Annotated in this window: 26 protein-coding genes; 14 read left to right on the forward strand and 12 right to left on the reverse strand. The window is 59.6% G+C overall.

Going from position 1 to position 24,434, the window contains the following annotated elements; all coding sequences use genetic code 11:
• Positions 1-177 precede the first annotated feature (177 nt).
• The gene (locus tag KO539_RS17750) at positions 178-918 is read left to right on the forward strand and encodes a hypothetical protein (RefSeq protein ID WP_219310770.1); all 741 of its coding nucleotides are present in this window, start codon (positions 178-180) and stop codon (positions 916-918) included.
• A gap of 108 nt (positions 919-1,026) precedes the next feature.
• On the opposite strand, the gene KO539_RS30725 is transcribed toward KO539_RS17750, so the two are convergent.
• Positions 1,027-1,701: a helix-turn-helix domain-containing protein gene (locus KO539_RS30725; protein ID WP_374106437.1), complete on the reverse strand. Its 675-nt coding sequence runs from the start codon at positions 1,699-1,701 to the stop codon at positions 1,027-1,029.
• Positions 1,702-1,942: 241 nt separating this feature from the next.
• On the opposite strand from KO539_RS30725, the gene KO539_RS30730 reads away from it, so the two are divergent.
• From KO539_RS30730 to KO539_RS17775, 4 genes are all read left to right on the forward strand, one after another.
• Entirely contained in the window at positions 1,943-3,001 is a 1,059-nt protein-coding gene (locus KO539_RS30730) for a DUF2806 domain-containing protein (RefSeq protein ID WP_219310771.1), read from the forward strand.
• 497 nt (positions 3,002-3,498) lie between these two features.
• Positions 3,499-4,662, forward strand: a complete 1,164-nt coding sequence (locus KO539_RS17765) for a serine hydrolase (protein WP_219310772.1) — start codon at positions 3,499-3,501, stop codon at positions 4,660-4,662.
• 580 nt (positions 4,663-5,242) lie between these two features.
• Complete coding sequence (locus tag KO539_RS17770) at positions 5,243-5,500, forward strand: hypothetical protein (RefSeq protein WP_035826142.1); 258 nt, start codon at positions 5,243-5,245, stop codon at positions 5,498-5,500.
• Positions 5,501-5,667: 167 nt separating this feature from the next.
• Complete coding sequence (locus KO539_RS17775; protein WP_081922738.1) at positions 5,668-6,060, forward strand: GFA family protein; 393 nt, start codon at positions 5,668-5,670, stop codon at positions 6,058-6,060.
• Positions 6,061-6,171: 111 nt separating this feature from the next.
• On the opposite strand, the gene KO539_RS17780 is transcribed toward KO539_RS17775, so the two are convergent.
• Positions 6,172-6,537, reverse strand: a complete 366-nt coding sequence (locus KO539_RS17780; RefSeq protein WP_219310773.1) for a hypothetical protein — start codon at positions 6,535-6,537, stop codon at positions 6,172-6,174.
• 340 nt (positions 6,538-6,877) lie between these two features.
• Here KO539_RS17780 and KO539_RS17785 point away from each other — a divergent pair, with 340 nt between their 5' ends.
• The 4 genes from KO539_RS17785 to KO539_RS17800 all read left to right on the forward strand — a co-directional run bounded on the left by KO539_RS17785 (position 6,878) and on the right by KO539_RS17800 (position 8,655).
• Positions 6,878-7,285, forward strand: a complete 408-nt coding sequence (locus KO539_RS17785) for a GNAT family N-acetyltransferase (RefSeq protein WP_219310774.1) — start codon at positions 6,878-6,880, stop codon at positions 7,283-7,285.
• Between the two features lie 7 nt (positions 7,286-7,292).
• Positions 7,293-7,751, forward strand: a complete 459-nt coding sequence (locus KO539_RS17790; protein WP_219310775.1) for a hypothetical protein — start codon at positions 7,293-7,295, stop codon at positions 7,749-7,751.
• A 137-nt stretch (positions 7,752-7,888) separates the two neighbouring features.
• Entirely contained in the window at positions 7,889-8,089 is a 201-nt protein-coding gene (locus KO539_RS17795) for a DUF3079 domain-containing protein (protein ID WP_035826151.1), read from the forward strand.
• 71 nt (positions 8,090-8,160) lie between these two features.
• Positions 8,161-8,655: a prolyl-tRNA synthetase associated domain-containing protein gene (locus KO539_RS17800; protein ID WP_219310776.1), complete on the forward strand. Its 495-nt coding sequence runs from the start codon at positions 8,161-8,163 to the stop codon at positions 8,653-8,655.
• Between the two features lie 10 nt (positions 8,656-8,665).
• Here KO539_RS17800 and KO539_RS17805 read toward each other — a convergent pair whose 3' ends face one another.
• Positions 8,666-9,901: an MFS transporter gene (locus tag KO539_RS17805; RefSeq protein ID WP_374106438.1), complete on the reverse strand. Its 1,236-nt coding sequence runs from the start codon at positions 9,899-9,901 to the stop codon at positions 8,666-8,668.
• A 156-nt stretch (positions 9,902-10,057) separates the two neighbouring features.
• Here KO539_RS17805 and KO539_RS17810 point away from each other — a divergent pair, with 156 nt between their 5' ends.
• Entirely contained in the window at positions 10,058-10,675 is a 618-nt protein-coding gene (locus KO539_RS17810; protein ID WP_219310777.1) for a TetR/AcrR family transcriptional regulator, read from the forward strand.
• Here KO539_RS17810 and KO539_RS17815 read toward each other — a convergent pair.
• Positions 10,672-11,142, reverse strand: a complete 471-nt coding sequence (locus KO539_RS17815) for a GNAT family N-acetyltransferase (protein WP_219310778.1) — start codon at positions 11,140-11,142, stop codon at positions 10,672-10,674. The two genes, KO539_RS17810 and KO539_RS17815, sit on opposite strands and share 4 nt — an antisense overlap.
• 41 nt (positions 11,143-11,183) lie before the next feature.
• Positions 11,184-11,855 (reverse strand): hypothetical protein, encoded by a 672-nt coding sequence (locus KO539_RS17820; protein WP_219310779.1) that lies wholly within the window; start codon positions 11,853-11,855, stop codon positions 11,184-11,186.
• Between the two features lie 177 nt (positions 11,856-12,032).
• Here KO539_RS17820 and KO539_RS17825 point away from each other — a divergent pair, with 177 nt between their 5' ends.
• Entirely contained in the window at positions 12,033-12,689 is a 657-nt protein-coding gene (locus KO539_RS17825; protein ID WP_219310780.1) for a tetratricopeptide repeat protein, read from the forward strand.
• Here KO539_RS17825 and KO539_RS17830 read toward each other — a convergent pair.
• The 6 genes from KO539_RS17830 to KO539_RS17855 are packed head-to-tail and all read right to left on the reverse strand — an operon-like array spanning position 12,676 to position 20,206.
• Positions 12,676-13,653 carry a ribonuclease Z gene (locus KO539_RS17830; RefSeq protein ID WP_219310781.1) on the reverse strand — a complete coding sequence of 326 codons (978 nt, stop codon included), beginning with the start codon at positions 13,651-13,653 and terminating at the stop codon, positions 12,676-12,678. The two genes, KO539_RS17825 and KO539_RS17830, sit on opposite strands and share 14 nt — an antisense overlap.
• A gap of 38 nt (positions 13,654-13,691) precedes the next feature.
• Entirely contained in the window at positions 13,692-14,525 is an 834-nt protein-coding gene (gene fdhD / locus KO539_RS17835; RefSeq protein WP_374106439.1) for a formate dehydrogenase accessory sulfurtransferase FdhD, read from the reverse strand.
• A gap of 16 nt (positions 14,526-14,541) precedes the next feature.
• Entirely contained in the window at positions 14,542-15,462 is a 921-nt protein-coding gene (locus tag KO539_RS17840; RefSeq protein WP_219310782.1) for a bestrophin family protein, read from the reverse strand.
• A gap of 27 nt (positions 15,463-15,489) precedes the next feature.
• Positions 15,490-16,470 carry a cytochrome d ubiquinol oxidase subunit II gene (locus KO539_RS17845; RefSeq protein WP_219310783.1) on the reverse strand — a complete coding sequence of 327 codons (981 nt, stop codon included), beginning with the start codon at positions 16,468-16,470 and terminating at the stop codon, positions 15,490-15,492.
• Between the two features lie 30 nt (positions 16,471-16,500).
• Positions 16,501-17,880, reverse strand: a complete 1,380-nt coding sequence (locus tag KO539_RS17850; RefSeq protein ID WP_099402555.1) for a cytochrome ubiquinol oxidase subunit I — start codon at positions 17,878-17,880, stop codon at positions 16,501-16,503.
• 13 nt (positions 17,881-17,893) lie between these two features.
• Positions 17,894-20,206 (reverse strand): FdhF/YdeP family oxidoreductase, encoded by a 2,313-nt coding sequence (locus KO539_RS17855; protein WP_219310784.1) that lies wholly within the window; start codon positions 20,204-20,206, stop codon positions 17,894-17,896.
• A 111-nt stretch (positions 20,207-20,317) separates the two neighbouring features.
• Between KO539_RS17855 and KO539_RS17860 the strand changes: the two genes are divergently transcribed.
• Together KO539_RS17860 and moaA are read left to right on the forward strand one after the other, a co-directional pair.
• A complete protein-coding gene (locus KO539_RS17860) occupies positions 20,318-20,656 on the forward strand; it encodes a helix-turn-helix domain-containing protein (protein WP_257626345.1) in 339 nt (112 codons plus the stop codon).
• Positions 20,657-20,770: 114 nt separating this feature from the next.
• Positions 20,771-21,841: a GTP 3',8-cyclase MoaA gene (gene moaA, locus KO539_RS17865; RefSeq protein ID WP_257626353.1), complete on the forward strand. Its 1,071-nt coding sequence runs from the start codon at positions 20,771-20,773 to the stop codon at positions 21,839-21,841.
• 5 nt (positions 21,842-21,846) lie between these two features.
• On the opposite strand, the gene KO539_RS17870 is transcribed toward moaA, so the two are convergent.
• Positions 21,847-23,268, reverse strand: coding sequence for a PLP-dependent aminotransferase family protein (locus tag KO539_RS17870; RefSeq protein WP_219310786.1), 1,422 nt, complete (start codon positions 23,266-23,268; stop codon positions 21,847-21,849).
• A 171-nt stretch (positions 23,269-23,439) separates the two neighbouring features.
• Here KO539_RS17870 and KO539_RS17875 point away from each other — a divergent pair, with 171 nt between their 5' ends.
• Positions 23,440-24,402 (forward strand): Dyp-type peroxidase, encoded by a 963-nt coding sequence (locus KO539_RS17875; protein WP_219310787.1) that lies wholly within the window; start codon positions 23,440-23,442, stop codon positions 24,400-24,402.
• Positions 24,403-24,434 lie beyond the last annotated feature (32 nt).

The raw sequence follows: 24,434 nt of genomic DNA on the forward strand, positions 1-24,434 counted from the left end.
AATGCGGTTCGACTAACTATGCTGCGTATGCGTATTGACGCTGGGTATACGCAGAGACTGCAGCATGGAGATCCGCATAACGGGATTGTGAAGGGATGGCAGACTTGACCCTCAAACGCTCAAACGCTCAAACGCGGAAGCTGCCTTTTGTCGCTCCTGACTCAATAAAAGATACAAGTGACTGAAATGGAACAAGAAATAATATCGTTTTTCGAAATGTATATTGACGAACTTTTAGGCGACGGGGGTGTTGGAGGACACGCAAACCATCCCGATTTTGAGTTGCTGCCCCGAGACTTCGTTGAGTTTGCAGAGAGAGACCTGAAGGCAGGTAGTTCGACGCACAGCTTGGTAAATGCTACGGCCAATCTGAAACGTGCAGTTGACTGCCAACTGGACTATCTTTTAGTAGCCTTAAATTTGGACAAGCTCTATCGCGAGAAAAGACTTGGTGTAGATAGGAAGCTGGGGTTTCTTAAACGTGCAGGAATATTTCGATCTCGTTCAATTGAAAAATTAAACACTTTTAGAAATCGTCTCGAGCACCACTATGAAATTCCTAAGATAGAAGATGTTGAAGTCTATTTCGATCTTGTTGCCGCATTTGTGAGCGTCGCTGAAGCGGTAATTCCTGCTTTTAGTCATAGCGCCTCTCTGGGCATGCAAATTAATGGAGGGGGCTACGTTGGAACGAAGTTCACATACGAAGGGCCAAAGCTTGAACTGAGTCTGAGGCACGACGCAACAAATTATGACAAAGTATTTCAAGTTGACCTTTCAGAATCAATCAATGTGATAGATAAACTCGAATCTTTCGCGTTTTTACTTCGAGTTCACCTCCTTTTCAGAAAATATGATGAGAGTGCAATCGGGCCGCGTCACTTCCTAAGTTCACTTAGGGGAGATACTCAAATTTGAGTTTCAACTCCGATAGTAAAAAATGGTCGTCCTTTATCTCGCATTAATATGGTGATAGTTCCGTTTCAGGGCGAAAGCAGCCGCGTATCTAATGGAAACGGCGCGCGTTCATGCTGCTTCTGCGCCAGCGGCTGTTTGCGTAGGCATCCACGGTTCCTCGCTGTTTTCGCGGATGATATCCCGCACTTCCTCAATATGCTTCCACGCATGCAGAGCCGCCCGTTTCGCGGCCTGCTTGCTCTTATAAACATGGTCCAGCTTCTTGAGCGTGCCAGCGGCGCCGGCATGTCCCTGCCCCGCCTTTTTCTTCTTCGCCGCCACGTCCTTCCACTTCGCCACCACGCCCGTGATGCCTTCGTCCGGGTCTTTTTCTTCCTCTATCTCGGCCTCGACCGCTTCCGTTTTCGTCTCGAATGTTCGTTTGCTCGCAGAATTGACCCACTCTGTTTGACCCGCCTTCCACTGCCTGGCAAACGCTGCCACGCGGTCGTATGACCCTGCATAGCCCAGCTCTTTCAGGTTCTCATGGATCTGCTTCAAATTGCGCCGCTGCTTACGCGGCTTAGTCATCTCGGCCTTGAGCCACCCGGATAGCTGCACCGAGTATTTGGCTAATCCGCTAACTGATCGCCGCTCCGCATAGGAGGGCTCAGTGGTTTCAGAGCGCAGATAGCGTCGGACGGTATTGCGTGAAATATCCAGTCGCCTGGCGATTTCTCGTATTGGGATCTGGTCACGAAGGTGCCAGCGTCGAATGATACCGAGTAGAGCCACGTTGATCACTCCGATCTCCTGCCGATAAGACAGGTGGAATTGTGCTACTAACGTGGGTCAGATTCCGTTGCAAATTCGTGGGGAAAGTGGGTCAATTTTCAGCGCAACTCAACACTGTGCGGCAATCTGCGGCCTATTCGCGCCACGGTTCAATTCCGTGCTCACGGTATAGAGTCGCATCCTGATGCATATAGGTTGCTTTCACACTCATGCAATGATCTAATGGCAACAAAATATTCTAGGAGATGAAGTGGAACATACTGACGATGCTCTTGGCGAAGGGAACCCTGTTGGGCCTGTTGCGACGTACTTTAAAGATGGTCAGCATTGGGACTTAGGATTTAGCGCTTGGGCTGCGGCTCATGGCATTCCAGTTCCGCCGCAACTTGTACGTCGCTTTCGGGTAGGCGTCGGTCGGTTGATCGACGGAGGTTTTGATGTTGCCGTAGGTTGGATTGACAGAAAAATAGTCAAACAAGATTTTAATGCAGAACAACAACGTGAAACCGTACGGGTCTTAGCGGATGCCGGGCGAAATCATCTTGTTGCCAGCGACCCGAATGTCGCCGAGGCAGTTGCTCGATCGTTCCTGAATGAGCACAAGCTGAAGCTGGACAATCGTACACGTGTCGCTCAGGCCGCCTTTAATGAGTTGATAAATGAGCCTCCGCCGGAAGAACATGCTGACACTGACCTTGATGTCGATTGGCTTAACCACTTTTCTGAAATCGCCGGACAGAAAAGCTCTCCTGAAATGCAAGCTCTCTTGGGTAAAATTCTAGCCGGTGAAATTCGTCAGCCTGGGGCCTTTTCTCCGATGACCATCAATGTGTTAGCAAACTTAACTCCGAAAGTTGCAAAGAAATTTGAAGATTTGTGCAGTATTTCTGTGCATATTAGTGGTAGAAACTACATACCGGCCGACGTGTTTCCAGCGTTCAGCGCGAATGGAATAGGGGAGATCGCCTTTTCTTATTCCGATCTTCTGTTGCTACGTCAGTATCAACTACTGGCGATTGAACAAGGAACGTCGATTCATGTCCCTGTTGGAGAAGCGATTTGTTTCACATTGGGACAATTCGGCTATCACGTCCAAGCCCTTGTAGCCGATTCCCACAGCCCTGAAGGCCCGACACGAACTTTGAGGGCATCTTTATTTAGCGTTATCGGGGATGAACTGCGTCCGCTACTACAGCCTGCAATACCTGAGTGGCTGGAAGCTAAAATTACAGAAGTATACAAAGAGCCAGGATGGGAACTGACGAAAATTCCTAGAGCAGAGCTGCCTTCAACATTGTTCGTCAAGTAAGCCCTGTCTGAAGTTTTGTCCACTGAAGTCCTGCGGCGCAACTTCTAGCGTAGTTTTTAAAAACTATTGCACCTCGTTAATAGGGAGAATACGTTGTTGCATCATCACTGTAACTTAAGTGTCATTGCTCGGAGCAAATCGTTTCCGCATCGCCTGTGTCGGGTGGCGCTAGCGGGGCAGGGCACTACAAAAAAGTTGAGTGCGGAATAGGATTTATTGTAAGTCATTGATATAAATGGAAAATTTTGGAGACTTGAAAACTGGCGACAGGTTAAACCATTCGTGAGTTCAAATTTCACTACATCCGCCAGAAAATAAAGAAACTGCCCTCCAGTGGTTTTTATTTCGCTCACCACTAAACGACGCTTTTCTCCCGCTGGTCCGCCGAAAGCGCAGTTCGTCGCAAGCTGCTAGTTCTTTGTCGCCATCCTCTTTATCTTCCTTGTTGAGCTGGCGCGAACGGTCGCGCTGCCGAGCCTTTCAACGGGGATGTCCACATGCTGAAACTTCACACGCGTCGCCTCGCCTCACCGCTGCTGCTGACACTGCTTTTACTGCTGCAAGCTCCTGCCAGCCAGGCTGACTCCGTCTCCACCGTCTCCACCGCCACCGCTGCTCGCGCACTTGGCGAAGAAGAGGCGCTGGCCGCACGCATCAACAGCGAGATCGCGCCCCTGTTCAAAGCCAACGAGCCTGGCGCGACGATCATTGTCACGCGGGATGGCCTGACCGTGTTTCGCAAGGCCTATGGCATGGCCGATGTGGCCAAGGGCTTGCCGATGACCCCGGACACGGTGATGCGCATCGCCTCAATCACCAAACAGTTCACTGCCACCGGCATCTTGATGCTGGTCGATGAAGGCAAGCTGGCCTTGGGCGACGACATCCACAAGTTCTTTCCCGACTACTCCAGCGGAGGCCAGCGCATTACGATCGAACATCTGCTGACCCATACGTCGGGCATCGCCAACTATACGAACAAGCCGGGCTTTGAGGCGGGAATGAACACGGATCTGACCGTGAGTCAGATGATAGACAGCTTCAAGAACGATACGCTCCAGTTCGAACCGGGTACCCGCTACGCGTACAGCAATTCAGGTTACTTCTTGCTGGGGGCGATTCTCGAAAAGGTATCCGGGGTATCGTATGCAAAGTTCGTCGAACAGCGCATCTTCGTGCCGCTCGGTATGGTCAACAGCGCTTACGATGGCCATGAACGTGGCAGCGCGATGCGCGCCCAGGGCTATACGCGCAGCAGTGCCGGCGCTGGCTTCGAACCAGGCAAGGCGGTCAGCATGACGTTGCCGTATGCGGCCGGCGCACTCGTGTCCACAGTGGACGACCTGGCGCGCTGGGATGCCGCCGTCAGCGCAGGCAAACTGCTTCAGCCTTCCACTCAGCAGAAAGCGTTTACCGCCTATGTCTTGGCCGACGGCAAAAGTGTCCCCTATGGCTACGGATGGAGCGTGCGCGAGATGCGCGGTATGCCAATGCAGTCACATGGCGGCGGCATTCCCGGCTTTTCTACTTACGCTTTGCGTCTGCCCGAGAAACAATTGTATGTGGCGGTGCTGAGCAATGCCGACAGGGGCCTTCCTGGGGCCGAAATGATCGCGTTGAAGGCGGCGACTATCGCAGTTGGCCATGTTTTTTCGGACTAGATGGCGCCTCTGCCCGAAGCCGGGGTATTTGAGGAGTACGCAAAGCCTTTTTTGTACCGATGCCTTTGTGTAGGTAGGTTAGTAGGTACAGCTTTCGTTGGGGGCGAAGGCACCGCATAGAACCTGGCCCGCCCCATCTCCTCGACCTTGCGCTGCGAAGGCGGGCGGTCACCCGGTGTGAAGGATGCGTCCGCCACCGCCGCCTGCAACGCATGCGCAATCTGCCAAAAACCTGGCCTTTGTTCCCTGCAAAGCGCGGCAAACAGATAGCAAAATTCTCATCTTGCATGGTTTTCAACTGGGACATTTTGTCCCAATGTATGGATATTGTTTTCAAGTAGTATGCATCAGAGCGTGCAGCAACACCGTCCTTGTATGGCAGTCGCTGACGTTTTCGCCTCTCTCATCTGCATATGGAAAATCACTGCGCCCGATGCCATTGTTATTTCATCGGTAGCTATAATGACAGAGTCAAACAGGGTGCCTGGGAGATGGTTGGAACAGAAGCTGCTGATGCAGCGTTTTGAGGTGGTGCTCCTCACGATAGATAGTGTCAAGTAATAGACTGGAAATACTCAAAATGACGGATTTGGATTGGACCCCTATAGTCTTCGTGACGTTCAAGGCTCTCGTGCTCGGCACGGGCATGTTCTTCGCCATCAAGTGGCATTACGATCAAGGGAAGAAGGACAAGGATAAGGCGAAGCAGAATCGCGCGGTGCTGCGCGCGAGCGGCAAGGTGGTCACAGTCTTCGTGCTATTGCTCGTGGGCCTGGGGATCGCCACCTTCTTCCTTATCAGGATGGGCGGTCTGGAGTTGGACTTGACCCTTCCTTGATGGCAAAGAATAGTCGGCCGAGATCCAGTGATGCGGCAGCAACTCCCCGATGCGGCTCGTGGGGGAATTGCCCCTCGCTTCGGTGCTGAAAAATTCCTTCCGAAGTGTCTTGTTTGTGCAGAAGTACTGTGTAAAAATACAGTGTCAACGTTCAAACAGGACACCTCATGATCAAAGGCAGTTGCTGCTGTGGCTCAGTAAAGTTTGAATTGGCCTCACCCCCAGGCATGATGGGCATGTGTCACTGTTCGCGTTGCCGGAAGGCCGGAGCGAGTGCCCTGGCCTTCGTGGATAAAAATGCATTTACCTTGCTGGAGGGGCGGGAATTTATTCAACGATATGAGCCAGAGGCTCCTTTTAAATACGCTAGAACTTTTTGCAAGAAATGCGGGACTTCTTTGGGGGAGATTGGCTCAGAGAGCGATTCATTTCCAATATCGCTTAACTGCCTGGATGATGACCCTGAGGTAAGAATACAATTTCATGTGCATGTTGGCTCCAAGCCTGCATGGTATGAAATTTGTGATAATGCCAAACAGTTTCAAGAAAGTCCGACATAATAAAAAAACCAGTCATTTGACTGGTTTTTTATCGCATTCATGACACTCCGAAGAATTCCGATGATCGGTTGCTGTCAGGATGGCTCCTCCAGCCATACCCTCGCGAGCTGATCATTTATACGCCACCGGCCCCTTGGCGATCGGCACAAACACTTTCCATTTATCTTGTATCGTGGGTTTGACCGTCTTGGCGCAACTCACAGCAACATTCGGCCCGGACAGGCCATGGCTTTTCGGAACCCATTGCACACGCAACGCTACCGCGCATTTCGTCACCAGAATCTTCCGGTTCGGCTCCAGGACTTGCCAGCTTGTGCCATTTTTTGCATTTTCAGCTGCCATGAACTGTACTGCGGCATCCCTGATTTCAAACAAGCCATGGATGTCACCGCGTGTCCGGTCTTCGTCAAGCGTGCCAGCGAGTGCTGATGAGGCACCAGCAACAAGAAAAAGGGCGGCAACAAAGGAGGTGTACATGCGCTTATTCAATCGTAACGGTACCCACATTTTTACAATCCTTGCCAAGTCGGTTTGATATCAGATAGAGATATGGAAGGTTCCACATTTCCAGTGTGTGCATTGTCACACAAGCTACCGTAGCTCGTTCGTTTGTTGGCAGGATTCCTATTTGATTGCGAGGTGGCGTATGAAGGCCAGCGTTTTCTGAGGTTCCGGCCATTTGACTGAGCGCCAGATGCGTGGCGGGGACGGGAACAGCCTTCTCGCCCCCGCAACTGACATACTATTAATGCATATGCCAATATGAGCAATGTTTGCAGAAACAAGCTGCGCCCAATTACCTGACACCTTTAAAACCATGAAAAACATCACTGTAGAATATCGTCATAATTTTCCCCTCGATCCGCTCGATGTCGTGCGTGTCTTCGATCAATCCGGAATCAAGCGTCCTACCGACAATCTCCCGAGAATCGCGCGCATGTTCGCCGCGCCTTGCCTTTTGCTGTCGGCCTGGGTGGATAATGAGCTTGTGGGTCTGGCCCGGTCACTGACGGACTATGCCTACTGCTGCTATCTGTCGGATCTGGCCGTCAACAAGCAGTACCAGGGGCTGGGTATCGGCAAGGAACTTGTCAAGCGCACCCAGGCCATCATCGGCGACGAAGTCTCCTTGATACTGCTCTCCGCCCCGGATGCCATGTCTTACTATCCGACGCTCGGTTTTGAGCCTGCCGGCAATGCCTACGTCATCCGGCGCAAATATTGAGCGCCCTATGAAACCCGTCTACACCCTTGCCGAGGCCCTGGCGAAAGACCCCAGCCGCGTCGCCAAAACCCAGGCCCTCACCCGCGACAGTTCCAGACCCCACATGGGCCTGAAAGGCAGTCACGGCCTGTTCGCTTCCGAAGCCTGGTGGGAAAGCATCGAGGCCAGGCGCCTCCAGACGCAAATCGTGACGGGCAGCATCGAACGAACGTATTTCGCGGGCCAGGACAGCCGCCGTGGCGATCAGGTCAACAGCTTCACCTTGCGCCTGGCGGATGGCTCGACAGTCGACGAAAGCATCTACACGAATGACAAGCAGGACACCAGGCTGTTCGTGCCTGGTGCCATGGTGACGATGGTCTACGTGCTGGATGAGCTGAAGGCGCAGCCGGCTGTCGACGGCGGTGTCAATTACGCGAGAACCGTGCTGGAAGTGGCCATATCCGTCAGGAAAGATCCGGAATAGGGGGCGGCGTCATGCCGACGCTCCATTTTCTGCACAAGCTTGACATTGGACAAGTTCCCAGCCGAAATTCGTTTGACCGCCCCCCACGCCAGGTCTAGAGTCAACCAGGAACCCTCAACCGACCACGATCGCCTCCCATGGCCAAGCCTTTTCCCTTAAACCCCAAGAACCCCGAACGCATCTGCTGGGGCTGCGACAAGTATTGTCCGCCGGACGCCATGCGCTGCGGCAATGGTTCCGAACGCACGCAGCATCCGATCGAGCTGTTTGGCGAAGGCTGGAATGACTGGGGACTGGCGGCGGCCGACAAGGCCGATCAGGACGAGAACAAGCCTTGACGGCAAGCGTACCACGCGGCGCGCCGCTACAATCGCCTCATCGCCCATTCATCCGAGCCGAGTAAATACCCATGCAAGAAACCCTGTCCCGCTGGCTGGCAAGCAGCGCCGGCGATTGCCCATTCGTCGAGCACCCGGCCGTGCACACGATCGATGAAGCACTGATGCACGTGCCGGCCATGCCTGGCCTGATGGTCAAGAATCTATTCGTGCGCGATGAAAAGGGCCGCCGGCATTTCCTCGTCATCGTGCCCTTCGACAAGCGCATCAACCTGGCGGCGCTGGGGCGGCTTTTGCCAGCCAGTAAGCTGAGCATGGCCTCGCCAGAACGCTTGCTGCAGCACCTGGGCATCATGCCTGGCTCCGTCAGCCTGTTTGCGCTGATCCACGACAACGCGCAGGCGGTGGAACTGGTGCTCGACCAGGCCGTGTGGGAAGCGGATGCGGTGCAAGCCCATCCGCTACGCAACACGGCGACAGTGGCGCTGTCGCATGCCACGCTGGTCAATTTCCTTGCCTATACGGGGCACATGCCCCGCATTCTGGACGTGCCGGCGGCGAGCTGAAAGCTCCGTTTCAATGCCCGGCCACGGGCGCGCCGCCGCTGCGCCGTCCCGGCCGGAAACCGTGTTCGCGGGCCGACCAGGCGACGAGAAAGGCCAGCATGAGCAAAGCCACCATCGCCCACGGGAAAGCGTCCGCGCCCCAGGTTTCCAGCAGGGCGCCGCCCACCACGCCCGCGGCGGCAATCGCGCCATTCCACGCCACCACATTCATCGACAAGGCCACGTCGGCGCCGCTGCCGGCCGTGTCGGCCAGCGCCGTTTGCAGCAGGGTGGCCGCGCCACCGAAGCTCAGGCCCCAGACGGCCATGCCCAGGTAGATCACAAAGGGGAGGTGCGCTGCGAGGCCCAGCACGAGCGCCGTCGCGGCGAACACGGCCAGGCTGGCCAGCACGGTGGCGCGCAAGTGGCGCTCGACCAGCCGGCCCGTGATCCAGATGCCGGCCATGGCGGCGGCGCCGAAGACGAGCAGCACCAGGTCGATTCGCTGCGTCAATCCTGCCGGCGCCACGAACGGGGCGATGTAGGTGTAGAGAATGTTGTGCGCCAGCATCCAGGCGATGACGACGGCCAGCACGGGGCGCACGCCCGGCGTCGTGAAGACGCGACGCAGGGGCAGGCGTTCATGCACGGACTGGCCCGGGTAGTCGGGCACCTTCGCCAGCACCCAGGCGATCAGGATCAATGTCAGGGCGGAAATGATCCAGAACGCGGCGCGCCAGCCGACCAGGGAACCGAGCAAGGTGCCCAGCGGTACGCCCAGGGACAGGGCGACGGGCGCGCCCACCATGGCCAGCGCCAGGGCGCGGCCTTGCTGATGGGGCGCCACCATGCGCCGCGCATAGCCGGCCAGCAAGCTCCACGCCAGTCCGGCCGCCATGCCGGCAAAGAAGCGGGCCGCCAGGGTCAGCCAGTAGTGGGACGACAGGGCCGTGACGGTATTGAACACGAGAAAGCCAATGATGGTCAGCAGCAGCACGTTGCGGCGGCGCCAGCCGCGCGTGGCGATGGTGAGCGGAATGGCTGCCAGCAGGGAGCCGAGCGCGTAGGCCGTGACCATTTGCCCGGCCAGCGCGGCGCTGACGCCGAGGCCCGCGCTGATTTGCGGCAGCAAGCCGGCGGGTAAGGTTTCAGTCACGATGCAGATAAAACCCGTCATGGCCAGAGCCAGCAGGCCGGCGACGGGGAGGCGATCGGCCAGCGCAGGGCTGGTTCCGGTGGTGAGCGTAGCGTGATTCACGGCAAACATCCTTGTCAAGTAATCGGGCGCAGGAATCCCCCGACCGTTATAGCGGTATATATGTATCGATCGGTATAAATATAGGCGATGGCGTGCCGCGTTGTCAACGACTTCTGTATCGAGTAGTATGTAAGTAGCGTATGAGCAGATGAGAAGGAGCGATGGATGGCGCAAATGGGACGGCCGCGCACGTTCGACCGGCAGGCAGCGGTCGAGCAGGCCATGTTTTTATTCTGGCAGCAGGGGTATGAATCGACGTCCTTGAGCCAGCTCAAGGCGAGTCTAGGCGGCGGCATTTCCGCGCCCAGCTTTTATGCGGCGTTCGGCTCGAAGGAAGCGCTGTTTCGTGAGGCGGCGCAATGCTATCTGGACACGTTTGCCCGCGTGACGGAATGCTTGTGGGACGATGGCCTGGCGCCGCGTGCGGCCATCGAGCTGACCTTGCGCCAGTCGGCCCGCATGCAGTCCGAGCCGGGCCATCCACCCGGCTGCATGGTGGCGCTTGGCTGCATGAGCGCGCCGACGGCCGAGCATGCGGCCGTGGCTGCACCGCTGACGGCTTCGCGCGCCCGCACCCGCGCCGGCTTCGTGTGCTGCGTGGAGCGGGGCATGGCCAGCGGCGAATTGCCGGTTGACACAAATGCGGTCGCGCTGGCGTCCGTCTTCGACAGCTTTTTATCGGGCGTGTCGATTCAGGCCCGCGATGGCGTTGGCTACGCCGTGTTTGACGCTGCCATCACGCAGTTGATGCGCGTGTGGGATGCCCACCGCTTGACCGCCTAGGCCGTAAAGCGAAACTCCAGCACATCGTCGCCATATTTGTCCGTCTCGCCCGTCGCCGTCCAGCCCAGGTAACGGTAAAAGCCGTAGGAGCGCGAGGCGGGATCGCTGGAACAGCCGAGGAACAGCCGCTGGTGGCCCTGCGCGCGCAGTTCCGTCATCACCAGTTCCAGCAAGGTCTTGCCGATACCGAGGCCCTCGAATGCCGGCAGCAGGGCCAGGACGATGATTTCGCCCGTGTCGCGCTCGCCAAAGCAGTAGCCGACCAGCTGGCCGTCGTGATGGCAGACCTGGCCAGGCAAGCTGCCCGAGCGCATCATTTCCGCCCAGGTGACGGCCGTGATGCCCACTTCCGCCAGACGTTCTTTTGGGATGGCGTTTTGCCGTGTCTTGCCGCGCAATGTGATGAACGCGGGCGTATCTTCCGCCTTGGCGGCATGGAAAGTAATCGATGCTGGATGTGTCGTCATGTGTTTTATTTATTCAATGGTGTCGGATGGCAGGATAAATATCATTCCCAGGGTTTGCGCATGGTTTGCGCGTGACGCTGCCAGTCAAGTACTTTTGTATTCTCGATGGCCTGCTGGCCAGGATTGCCGCTGTCGATGATTTCATCCTTGACGATGATCAAGGCGTCTTTTTCATTCAAACGATATTCCCGATAGCGCTCGCAATCCTGTTCGCGCCGGGCGGTGGCGATTAATTTGTCAGCCCGCCATGCATAGCTGTCTTCATAAAAGCATTGCGCTGCGCAGCCGCAATTGGGGATGCCGCCTTTGATTCCTTGATCGGCCATGCTGATATCCAGATTCGGAATCGCTGACAAGGGTTGATTGAAACGGTATTGCTTCGCCGGCGCATCCCATAGCCACACATCGGAACAGCGGATGCGCCCCTGGCTATCCGTGTAACCGGTCACCCACAGGTCGGCATGGCCGTCGAAATTCATGTCGACCAGCAGCGCGTGCAAATTGCCCGTGCCGCTGGTGTTGCAACTGCCATGGATCCACTGCCTGCCGACTTTCAGCTGGTAGGTCTGTTTTTCATCGTGATTCGCATAACGGATATCGGCCGCTTGCCGCACTTTTCCTGTCGTGGCTTTGTCCAGGTGCAAGGTGCCGCAATAAGCCGAGGTGGAAATCACGGATAAAAGCAGCGATAAGGACAAGACAGTCAATTTCATGGCGATATTCTTGGGCGGGTACTGGGAGCCAATGTGGGGCACAATGCCCCGATTGCATCAGGCGGAGAATGATGATAACGCATGATTTGGGCAATGCGCCACACCGTTTCCTATCGTGCATTCTGCGCGGAACAGTGCTGTGTACAATGCCCAAAAATCCCCGAATAAGGAATTCTGATGACATCCTCTCCTGAAACCTTGAATGAAGCGGGCATCCTCGCGTATAACGATCATAATTACACCGAGGCGTTCAGGCAATTCGACGCGGCCGCGCGCTCCGGCGATCCGGCCGGCCAGCATTTATTGGCCAGCCTGTATTACCAGGGCCATGGCGTGACGCAAGACTTGCCGAAAGCGGTGGAATTGTTCACGGCCGCCGCGCAGGCGGGCTTTCCGCCATCGCTGGCCAATCTGGCCCTGATGTATGCGAGCGGCGATGGCGTCGCGCAAGATACGGCGCAAGCGCTCGCGTATGGCCGCCAGGCGGCCGAGGCGGGCGATGGCCAGTCGCAATTCAACCTGGCGCAGGCTTACCGCAAGGGCGATGGCGTGCCGCAAGACTTTGCCGAGGCGGCGTTCTGGTACAAGCAGGCGGCCGAGGCCGGTTCCCTGTCGGCGCAGAATGAATACGGTTTGCTGTACGCGCAAGGGCAGGGCGTGGAACTCGATTACGTGCAGGCGTACGCGTGGATCGCCATGCCGGCCGAGGCGGGCAGCGCGCAATCGATCAAGAATCGCGATCAGTTGCTGGAAATCCTCACGCCGTCACAGCAGCAGGCGGCGCGCGCGCTGGCCGCTGAATATGCGGCGCAGTACGGCGTCAATCCCCACTAGATTTCTTTGCCGGCAGCTTGCTCAGCACACCGGCCGCATCGAGTTCATAGCTGTCGAAATCGCGCGCGAGGAATAGTTCGCCCGAGTAATGCAGCCGGGCCTCCGCTTCCAGCTCGGCCATGCCTTCCGCATGGTGATAGCGGGCGCTGAAGTGGGTGAGGATCAGGTTCGGCAAGCGCACCGCTTCGGCGAACTGCGCCACGCGCTGTACGGAACTGTGCGTGGGGCCGGGACCCACTTTCTGCAACATCGCTTCCGTGTAGGTGGCTTCATGCACGAGCAATTGCGCGCCGGCACAGGCGTCCGCCAGCAACGACGGCGTGTCGTTGTCGCCGCCGATCACTACCGTGGCGCGCTGCGTGTCCGTCTGGCGGAAAGCGCCGGCCGCGAGTACCGTGCCATCGTTCAGGATCGCATCCTGGCCCGCTTGCAACTGTCCCCAGGCGGGACCGGGCGGCACGCCGGCCGCCAGCAAGGCCGGTTTGTCCAGCTTCCACCGGCTCGTTTCCAGCGCAAAACGATAACCGACGCTCGGCGCGCGGTGCGACAGCGCATGGCGTGAGATGGTCAAGCCCGCTTCCTCATGCACGACTGGCGCGCTGTCCACGTCGATGTGGATCAGCGGATACGTCAGGAACAGTTCCGTGTGCAATAGCGTCGCGTCGATCCAGGCCTTGATGGCGGCCGGGGCGATCAGCAGCAAGGGCTTCTTGCGCCCCGTCATGGAGGCGCTGGCCAGCAGGCCCGGCAACCCATAGCTGTGGTCGCCATGCACATGGGTGATGCAAATGCCCACCAGGTCGTGCACGGACAGGGGGATGCGCTGCAGCCGGTGCTGCGTCGCTTCGCCGCAATCGATCATCCACCAGTCGCGGTTGTGCGTGGTTTGCAGGGCCAGCGACGTGACGTTGCGGTGGCGCGTGGGCACGCCGGAAGACGTGCCGAGAAAGGTCAGTTTGAACATGCCCGCATTATGCGGCAGGCGTGCCCGCTTGCCAATGTTCAGCCCACCGGTGGCACCTCGTCTGCCGTGTAGTCGACAAAGCCGTCGCGGCGGCAAAAGCTGGCCAGTTGCATGCCGGCCTGGCGCGCGATGCGGATGGCCAGCGAGGTGGGCGCCGAGATGGTGGCGACGAGCCCGATATGCATGCGCGCCGACTTGCGCACCAATTCATAGCTGGCGCGGCTGGACAGGAAGACGAAACCGTCGTGCATGGCGATGCGGTGCAGCGCCAGGTAGCCGATCAGTTTATCCAGGCCGTTATGCCGGCCCACGTCCTCGAACACTTTCACGATGGCGCCCTCGGCCGTGCACCAGGCGGCCGCATGCACGCCGCCCGTCTTGTGCATCAATTCCTGGTAGGGCAGCAGTTCGCGCGCGGCGCGGCCGAGGATGGCGCTGCTGGCGACCAGCGGCGGCAAGGGGCGCGTGATTTTTTCCGGTACCAGATCCAGTAAGGCCAGGCTTTCGATGCCGCACACGCCGCAGCCCGTGCGTCCGGTCAGCGCGCGGCGGCGGGCCTTGAGCTTGATCAAGTCCGGCTGGGCGATGGTCAGCCGCACTTCCGCGCTGTCCGCGCCGCAACACACATCGAGGTCGTAGATGTCGCGCACGCTGCCGACGATGCCTTCGGTCAAGGTAAAGCCGACGGCGAATTCCTCCAGGTCGCGCGGCGTGGCCATCATCACCGCGTGGGCGATGCCGTTGTAGACGAGAGCCACGGGATATTCCTCGGCCACCATGTCGTGGCCCGCCGTGGCCACGCCGGCCTGGTGGCGCACCATGGGAACTTCCAGGTAACCGTCGCGTTCGATGGTGGTGATGTCGCATTCCATGATGTGTGTTCTCCCGTTAATTGATTTGATAGCGCGGGCAAGGCCGTATCGAAGGCGGCAGCGGGTCGCCGTTCAATTCCAGCAGCGAGCGTTCCGTTTCCCGCGTCATGGCGTTCAGGGCCAGGCAGTTGGGCGCGAGGCCGAACGGTTCGGCGATCTGTTGCGCGATGGCTTCCAGCGCGAACAGGGTGTAGGCAACAAAGACGGAAATGAGGGGCGTGGCCACGCCGATGGCGTCCACCAGGCCCAGCGGCAGTAAAAAACAGTACATGTAGACGGTGCGATGCACCAGCACGCCGTACGGATACGGAATCGGCGTGTTCTTGATGCGCTCGCAGCCGGCCACGGTGGCGGCCAGGTCGTTGAGCTGGGTGTCGAGCATCCACAGCAGCTGGGTCTGGCCCGGCTGGCGCTGCACGGCGTCGTACAGCATGGCGCGTACCGAATGGAGCACGGCGACAGGCTTGAAGTTGACGCCCTGCAAGCGCTGCACATCCTCGGCCGGCAGGTAGCGCGCCAGATCTTGCTGCGGGTCCGTCTGGCGCAACTGGTGCTTGAGCGCATACACGAAGGCGATCAGGCGGCGCAGCAGCAACTGGTGATCGAGGCCGCTCGTCTCCTGCGGCAGATACGTGAGCGCCTGCGAAGCGAGGGCCCGCGCGGCGATCAGCAATTGGCCCCAGATATGCCGCGCCTCGACAAAGCGCGCATAGCTGGCGTTGTTGCGAAAGCCGAGGAAGATCGCCAGGCTGATGCCGACCATGGGAAACGGCGCCGTATCGAGCGGAATCTTGACGCCGAAGATACGGCCATCCGTCAGCAGGGCCAGCGAACTGACGACCAGCATCAGCAGCAATTGCGGGATGATGGCTTGCAGCACCGAGCCATCCCAGACGAACAGCATGCGGAACCAGTTGGTGGTGGGGCGGATAATCATGATGGAAGACGCATGCCGTGGTGCCGGTTAATGTTTCCGGGGCACGACTTTGCCCTCGAAGACGTAGTATTGGAACAGGTTGTAGCCGATCATGATCGGCAGCATGGAACCCATGCCGATCAGCATGAAGATCAGGGTCGGCTCATCGGACGCAGCCGCCGCGATGCTCAGCTTGCCCGGCACGAGGTCGGGGAAGAAGCTGATGGCCAGGCCCGCAAACGAGGCCAGGAACAGCACGATGGCGCCGCGGAACGGTCCGCGCACGCCGTTCACGTGCACGGCCCACAGGATGTAAATAAAAGCGCTGGCGGCGATGGCGGCCAGGGCCAGCAGCACGCCGAACACACCCGGCTGCGCCCAGCGGTCGTGGCCGATGGCGCTGAAGACCATGGTGCCGGCCGACAGCACGACGGCGGCCGCGACCGTCGCCAGCACGCTGGCCGTCGCATAGCGGCGCGCCGCCGCTTCCAGCTGGCCGCCCGTCTTCTTGATCAGGTAAGTGCTGCCCAGCAGGCAATAGCCGGCGACCACGCCCAGCGCCGTGCAAGCCGTGAAGACCGCACTCAGCGGGCCCGGCTGCAAGCCCGTGATGACCTCGCCCAGCACCACGCCTTGCGCCACGGCGGCCAGCAGGCTGCCCACGCCGAAGATCACGTCCCACAGGCGCTTGTTGCCGGCCGCATGGCGGAACTCGATCGAGGCACCGCGCATGATCAGGCTGGCGATCAGCAGCATGATGGGAATGTACAGCTGTTCCAGCAAGGTGGCGTAGGCGCTGGGGAAGGCGCCGAACAGGGCGCCGCCCACTACCACCAGCCAGGTTTCATTGGCGTCCCACACGTGCTCGATGGACTGGAAGATCAGGTTGCGTTCCTGCTCGCGGCGGGTGAACAGGCTGAGGATGCCCACGCCCAGGTCGAAGCCGTCCGTGACCACGTAAAAGATCAGCATCAGGCCGATCAGGCCGAACCAGGCATTGCCCAGCATGGCATGCGAATTGATATCCATTACAAACTCCTTGATTGGTAGGGGCGCACTTCAGTACCCCGCGGCATGGGCAGCGTCCGGCAGCGGCAGCGCCACGTCCGGGCCTTGTTGCAGCCATTTCTTGGCAAACACAAAGAAAGTGACGAACAGCACGATGTAAAACACGAAGAACATCAGCATGCTGCCGGCCACGGCATGGGCCGCCACGTCGGAGACGGCGTCGCGCGTGCGCAGCAAGCCGTACACGACCCACGGCTGGCGTCCCACTTCGCGCACGATCCAGCCGCACTCGACGGCGATATAGGGCAGCGGTATTGTCAGCACCCAGGCCAGCAGCAGCTTGCGGTTGCGCACGAACTCTTCCACCCGGCCGCCTACCTTGCGCCAGGCCACGAAGGTCCAGAACGACAGCAGCACGAACCACATGCCGATGCCGGCCATGGCGCGGAAGGCGTAGTACAGCAGCGGCAGCATGGGCGGCTGGTCTTCGCGGGCGATGTCGGCCAGGCCCGTGATCTTGCCCGTAGCGCTATGCGTGGCGATCACGCTGAGCATGCCGGGCACTTCGATGGACCAGTCATTCTTTTGCTCCGCCTGGTTGGGCCAGGCCAGCAGGGACCAGGCCGCGCCTTCGCCATCGGGATTCGTGTGCCAGTGGCCTTCGATGGCCGCGCCCTTGGCGGGCTGGGTCTTGAAGACGTCGACGCCGCTCGAATCGCCGAGCCACACTTGCAACGGTGCAATGACCAGCAGCAGCATCAGCGCCAGCTTGAACGAGCGGGCGAAGAAGGCCGGTTCGCGGCGTTTGAACATATACCAGGCGGAAATGCCGGCGATGACGAACAAACCCGTTTCCACGGCGGCCACCCACATGTGGCCCACGGCCCAGGCCATGTCGGGATTGAAGATGGCGGCCACGTAATCGGTGACGATGATCTTGCCGTCGACCACGCGCACGCCGGCCGGCGTCTGCATCCAGGAATTGGCGACCATGATCCAGAACGAGGAAATGCTGGAACCGAGCGCCACCATGCCGGTGGCAAACAGGTGCACGCCTTTCGGTACGCGGCCCCAGCCGAACATCATGACGCCGATGAAGCCCGCCTCCAGCATGAAGGCCATGGCGCCTTCGAAGCCGAGGATGTTGCCGATGAACTGGCCGGAATGGTGCGAGAACGGCGCCCAGTTGGTGCCGAACTGGAATTCCAGGGGAATGCCGCTGACGACGCCGACGGCAAAGTTCAGCACCAGCAGCTTGCTCCAGAAGCGCGCGTGGCGGTAGTAGACGGGGTCGCTGGTGCGCAGCCACAGCGCCTCGACGACAAACAGGAACAGCGACAGGCTGATCGTCAATATGGGCCACAGGATGTGGAAGATGGCCGTCATCGCAAATTGCGCGCGCGACAGGTCCAGGGTATCGAAACCGAACATGGCGTTCTCCTGATCAGCTGAGGGCGGCGGAAGGCGACAGCAGCACGGGGATGGATTTGAAGGTCGGCGTGCGCGAGCCTTCACCCACGCTGTCGAGCGGCACCAGCGGATTGGTTTCCGGGTAGTAGGCGCCGATGCAGCCGCGCGGGATGTCGTACTCGACCAGCAGGAAGCGGTCGGCGCGGCGTTCGATGCCGTCATGCCACACGCCGATCAGGTCGACCCAGTCGCCGGCCGCAAAGCCCAGCATGGCCAGGTCATCCTTGTTGATGAAAACCACGCGGCGCTGGCCGAACACGCCGCGGTAGCGGTCGTCCATGGCGTAGATCGTCGTGTTGTACTGGTCGTGCGAACGCGTGGTCATCAGCACCATCAGGCGCTCGCCATATTGCTGGCGCGCACGGTGGATCGGCGTGTCCAGTTCCACGGCATTGACAAGGAATTGCGCCTTGCCGCTTTCCGTCTTCCACACGCGTTCGCGCGAGGCGATTTTCAGGTGGAAGCCGCCCGGCTTGGCGATGCGCAAGTTGTAGTCGAAAAAGTCGTCAAAAACTTGCTCGATGGAGTCGCGCAGCAGCGCATAGTTGCCGGAAAAGCGCAGCCAGTCGATCTTTTCGCTGCCCACGGTCGCTTGCGCCATGCCGGCCACGATGGCGATTTCCGAACGCAGATTGGGCGAGGCGGGCTGGTTCATGCCGAACGAGATGTGTACCATGCTCATCGAATCTTCCACCGTCACGCCTTGCGCCACGCCTTCCTGCACGTCGATTTCCGTGCGTCCCAGGGTCGGCAGGATCAGCGCATCCTTGCCATGTACCAGATGGCTGCGGTTGAGTTTGGTGGCGATATGCACGGTCAGGTCGCACGAGCGCAGCGCGCCCCAGGTGCGCGGCGTGTCCGGCGTGGCCATCGAGAAATTGCCACCGAGCGCGACAAACACTTTGACTTTCTTTTCCAGCATGGCTGCTATCGTGCCGACGGCGTCATAGCCGTGGTGGCGCGGCGGTTCAAAACCGAAGACCAGGCCCAGGCGGTCGAGGAATTCCTTGGTCGGCTGTTCCTCGATGCCCATGGTGCGGTCGCCCTGCACGTTCGAGTGGCCGCGCACGGGACACAGGCCCGCGCCGCGCTTGCCGATATTGCCGCGCATCATCATCAAGTTCGACAGGATTTGCACGGTGGCCAGCGAATTCTTGTGCTGCGTCACGCCCATGCCCCAGGTGGCGATGACGGCCTTGCCCTTCACATAGATCTGCGTCAGTTCCTCGATCTTGTCGCGCGCCACGCCCGATTCGGCCAGCAGCAAGTCCCAGCTTTCGGCGCGCAGGTCGGCCGCGAAGGCGTCGAAGCCGCTCGTGTGTTCGGCGATGAAGGCGCAGTCGAGCACGCGCTCCTGGCCGTGGGCGATGGCCTCGTCATCGAGCTCGACGACGCGCTTGGCCATGGCCTTGATCAGCGCGAAGTCGCCGCCCAGAGTGGGGCAGATGAACAGCGAACAGATGTTGGTGCTGCCGCCCGTGAGCATTTCCAGCGGATGCTGGGGGCTCGTGAAGCGCTCCAGGCCCCGTTCGTGCAATGGGTTGATGGACACGATGGTGGCGCCACGGCGCGACGCTTCGCGCAATTCGCCCAGCATGCGCGGGTGGTTGGTGGCGGGATTCTGGCCGAACAGCAGCAGGGTGTCCGCATGTTCGAAGTCGTCCAGCAGCACCGTGCCCTTGCCGATGCCGACCGTTTCCGGCAAGCCGCGGCTCGTCGCTTCGTGGCACAGGTTGGAGCAGTCGGGGAAATTGTTGGTGCCGTAGGCGCGCACGAACAGCTGATACAGGAAAGCGGCTTCGTTGCTGGCGCGGCCAGACGTATAGAAGGCGGCCTGGTTCGGGTCGTCCAGCGCGTGCAAGTGGTGCGCTACAAGGGCGAAGGCGTCGTCCCAGGAAATGGCCTGGTATTTGTCGCTGGCAGAGTCGTACACCATGGGGTCCGTCAAACGGCCATGTTGTTCCAGATCATAGTCCGACTGCTCCATCAGTTCGGTGACCGTGTGCTCCTGGAAAAACTCGGGGCGCACGCGCTTGCTCGTCGATTCGGCGGCCACGGCCTTGACGCCGTTTTCGCAGAATTCAAACGTCGACGCGTGTTCGCGGTCGGGCCAGGCGCAGCCGGGACAGTCGAAACCGTCGGGCTGGTTTTGCTCGAACAGCGAGCGGTAATTGCCCGCGCTGACTTTTTCCTTGAACAGATTGATGGCCACGTACTTGAGGGCACCCCAACCGGCCGCGGCATGGGTGTAGGGCGCGATGCGCGCGTCGGACTTTGGCTTGCTCATGATGACTCTCCTGGTGATATGCGATGGGACAATCACATGGTAGGGGCGGCGGCTTGCCCCGTAGGCGCACAGTTCCGGCTAAAAAAACAGAGTACAGATGGCAAGACGACGATGCCGGTCGCGCTGGCGCCGGCCGTGATTTATGATGTGGACAAGGAGAAAAATATGCACAAGGAAGACAAGGAAGAAGGAGTCGACGCGGCGCTGATCGCGCTGCTGGCGCTGCTGTGGCAAGCACGGCAGGAGGCGCCGGAGAAACCGTGGTCGCTGGCCAAGCTGGCCAAGCGGGCAGGGGTACAGATGAGCACTTTGCTGCGCCAGCTCAATGCGCTGTCCAGCGCGGGACTGGTGCTAGTTACCACGGCGGAGAACGGCGGTGGCAGCGCGCTGCTCAGCGCGGCGGGCGCCGAGCTGTGCGCCAGCATGTTCGCACCACCGCCAGCAGAGTAAAGCCGAATCTGTACTCTATCGGCTGGCGCCGGACTGTACCTCATTGCGTGTCTGCATTCGTCCTATGCTACTTCCAGACGAACGCAATCAAGGGGAAGCACAATGAACACCATCATGTATCCGCAGCCAGCCATCTGGCAGCCAGACTATAGTGAACCCTGCGTGGACATGCTGGGCCGTCCCCTGACGGACTTGCGCATTTCCGTCATCGATCAGTGCAATTTCCGCTGCACCTATTGCATGCCGGCCGAGCTGTATCCCAGCGATTACCCGTTTCTTCCCTCCAGCGAGCGCCTGTCCTTTGCGCAGATCGAAACGCTGGCGCGCGCCTTCGTGCGTCTGGGCGTGGATAAAATCCGCATCACGGGCGGCGAGCCGCTGCTGCGCAAGAACCTGGAGCAGCTGATCGAGACGCTGGCGAGACTTACCACGCCGGACGGGCGCGCCGTGAGCATCGCGCTGACGACGAATGGCAGCTTGCTGGCGGCCAAGGCGCGCTCGCTGAAGGATGCAGGCCTGGACCGCGTCACCGTCAGCCTCGACAGTCTCGATAACGGCATTTTCCAGCGCATGAATGGCGTCGACTTTCCCGTCGAGAAAGTGCTGCACGGCATAGCGGTGGCGCAAGCTGTGGGCTTGAACCCCGTAAAGGTCAACATGGTCGTGCAGAAAGGCGTCAACGACAGTCAGATCGTGCCGCTGGCGCGCCATTTCCGCCACACGGGCGTGATCCTGCGCCTGATCGAATTCATGGACGTGGGCGGCATCGGCGCCTGGTCGCGCACGCACGTCGTCACGTCTGACGCGGCGCGCGCGCTGATCGCCGCCGAATTCCCCCTCGTGTCGCTGGGCGAAGGTAAGCCTGTCCTGCACGAGACGGCCAGCCGCTACCGTTACCGCGATGGCGGCGGCGAAGTGGGTTTTATTTCCAGCGTGTCGCAGCCGTTCTGCGGCGACTGCAGCCGCGTGCGCGTGTCGTCGGACGGCAAGCTGTTTACCTGTTTGTTCGCCCAGGACGGCCTCGACCTGCGGCCCCGGCTTGACTCCGGGCAAGAACTGGAAACCCTGCTGCGCCAGCACTGGCAGCGGCGTGGCGACCGCTATTCGGAAGTGCGTGGCGCACTGGCCCAGCTTGGCGGGCGCAAGCAGTATCCCACCGTGCGCATGTCGCTGGTGGGCGGGTGAATGGTCTACAGGAATTCGGTGATCAGTTTGCCGAGCAGGATAATGGCTTGCTCGACGCCCACACTCCACGGATAGCTGTAGTTGAGACGGATGCAATGCTTGTAGGCCTGGCTGACGGAAAACATGCGCCCCGGACCCACCGTGATCTTGCATTCCAGCGCGCGCCGGTACAGCTGCATGGAATCGATATTGCCGGGCAATTCCACCCACAGCACGTAGCCGCCCTGCGGGTGCGAGATTTTCGTGCCAGCAGGAAAGAAGCGCTGCACGGCGGCCGCCATGATGCGCGCTTGCTGGGCATAGGCCTTGCGGGTGCGACGCAGATGCTGTTCGTAGCCATCGTTTTGCAGGTATTCGGCAATCGCCAGCTGCGGAAACGACGATGTGGCCAGGGTGTTGAGGAATTTGAGTTCCTCGACCTTGCCCCGATAGCGCCCGGCCAGGGCCCAGCCCACGCGCTGCGCGGAACTGAGGCTCTTGGAAAACGAGGAACAGTGCAGCACCATGCCCTTGCGGTCATAGGACTTGAGCGAGGACGGGTGGGCGTCGCCGTAATACAGTTCGTTGTAGACGCCGTTTTCGATGGCGGGCACGTCGTGCTGTTCCAGCAGTTGTACCAGGGCGCGCTTGCGCTGGTCGGACATTTGAAAACCCAGCGGATTCTGGAAGTTCGGCATCACCATGACGGCGGCGATCGGTTGCCGGGCCATGATGTCGGCCAGCGCTTCGATGCTGATGCCGTCGTACGGATCGGTGGACACTTCCACCACCTTCATGCCCAGTCGTTCGACGGCCATCAGCATGGCATAGAAGGTGGGCGACTCGACGGCGATGGTATCGCCCGGCTTGGCCACGGCTTGCAGGCACAGGTTGATGGCTTCCGTGGCGCCCACGGTGACGATGATTTCATCGGGATCGACGGCCAGACCGTTTTCCATGTAGCGGCGGGCGATTTCGCGAATCAGCTGCGGGTTGCCCGGCGGCAGGTCATCCGTCATGTTCCACACGCGGTTGCGGCGCGCCACGGCACTCGCATACTGGTTGATGCGTTCCCAGGGAAACAGCGAAGGGTCGGGGTAGGGCGAGCCCAGCGGTATTGCGTCGTGCAAGCCGATCGAGCGCAGGGTCGACAGCACCAGGCGGCTGACGTGCACTTCCGCCGGCACGGGGCTGGGGTGCGACGCCTGCATGCACAGGCCGGCGTTCTGTGCATCGCTGGCGCGCGGACGCACGAAGTAGCCGGACTGGGGCCGGCTTTCGATCACGCCCATGCCTTCCAGCTTGACGTAGGCGCGCAGCACCGTGGTGATGCTCAGCTTGTGCTGCTGGCTGGTCTGGCGCACCGAGGGAATGCGTTCGCCGGGCAGGAGCACGCCCTTGTCCACCAGTTGCTCGATGTCGCTGACAAGCTTTTCATACAATTTCATGCAATGGTATCCATTCTTATTCTTGCTCTACGTCATTGCATTATCGTCCAATTCATGACTACCTATAGTTACACTTATCGCATGTGCCTAAAGCATGTTGCCTAAATGAAACTGCCATCCGGCACTTCTGGTTTAAGATCCACATAGAAAACAAAAAGAGGAACATTGGTTATGGCAATTCCACAAAGCATGTTGTCGGTCGTCGCGCGCGACGAAGTGCATTTGCAGTTCAAGGTAAAGGCCGGCGTCGATATGCGGCAGTTGTTCAAGTTGCTGGGCAAGCTGTGGGAATCCGAAGTCACGGGCATCCTCGATCCCACGCTGAACCGCCACCATCAGTTGACGGGCGGCACTGCCAATGTGGTGCTGGGATTCAAGCCCGAGCTGTGGCGCGCCGCTTGCCCCGGCTGCGTGCCGGACAATATGGCATCGTTCACGCAGGACCTGGTGGGCGCCAACGGCAAGACGGCGCCGGCCACGCAGCACGATTTCTGGGTCTGGATCACGCAGTCGAACGCGGCCACCCTGTACGACAGCATGCGCACGACGCTCACGCTTTTGAGTCCCTTCGCCGAGCTGGCCAGCGAGCAGGTGTGTTTTCCGTATCATAATAATGTGACCTTCGACGGCTTTGCCGACGGCGTCGCCAATCCGAATCCGTTTCGCGCCAACGGTGTGGCCATCATTCCGGACGGCGAGGCGGGCGCGGGCGGTTCGACCGTGCTGCTGCAAAAATGGCGCATGGACGTGGAGCGCCTGCGCGCCTTGCCCGTGCACGCGGCGGAGCAGGTGTGGGGCCGCACCAAGGCCGGCAGCCATGAATTGTCGCCGCTGCCCGTCGATTCCCACGTGGGCCGCAACCAGTTCATCCGCGATGGCGAGGAAGTCGATATCGTGCGCCGCAATGCCAATTACGCCAATGCCGGCGAGGCGGGCGTCATGTTTGTCGGTTTCTGCAAGGACATCACGGTGACCATGGGCATGCTGCGGCAAATGTACGGCGTAGGCTATGATGGCGTCACCAAGACGGACCGGCTGCTGGATTTTTCCACGGCGCTGTCGTCGGCGATCTATTTTGTGCCCAGCATCGATGCCTTGCTGGCCGTGGGTATTTCGCCGGCGGATCCCGGCTAAGGGCCGCACCGGCGGTTCCGATTTTTACTTTC

Origin of the sequence: Janthinobacterium sp. NKUCC06_STL, assembly GCF_019345455.1 — a bacterium.
Classification (GTDB): domain Bacteria; phylum Pseudomonadota; class Gammaproteobacteria; order Burkholderiales; family Burkholderiaceae_D; genus Janthinobacterium; species Janthinobacterium rivuli.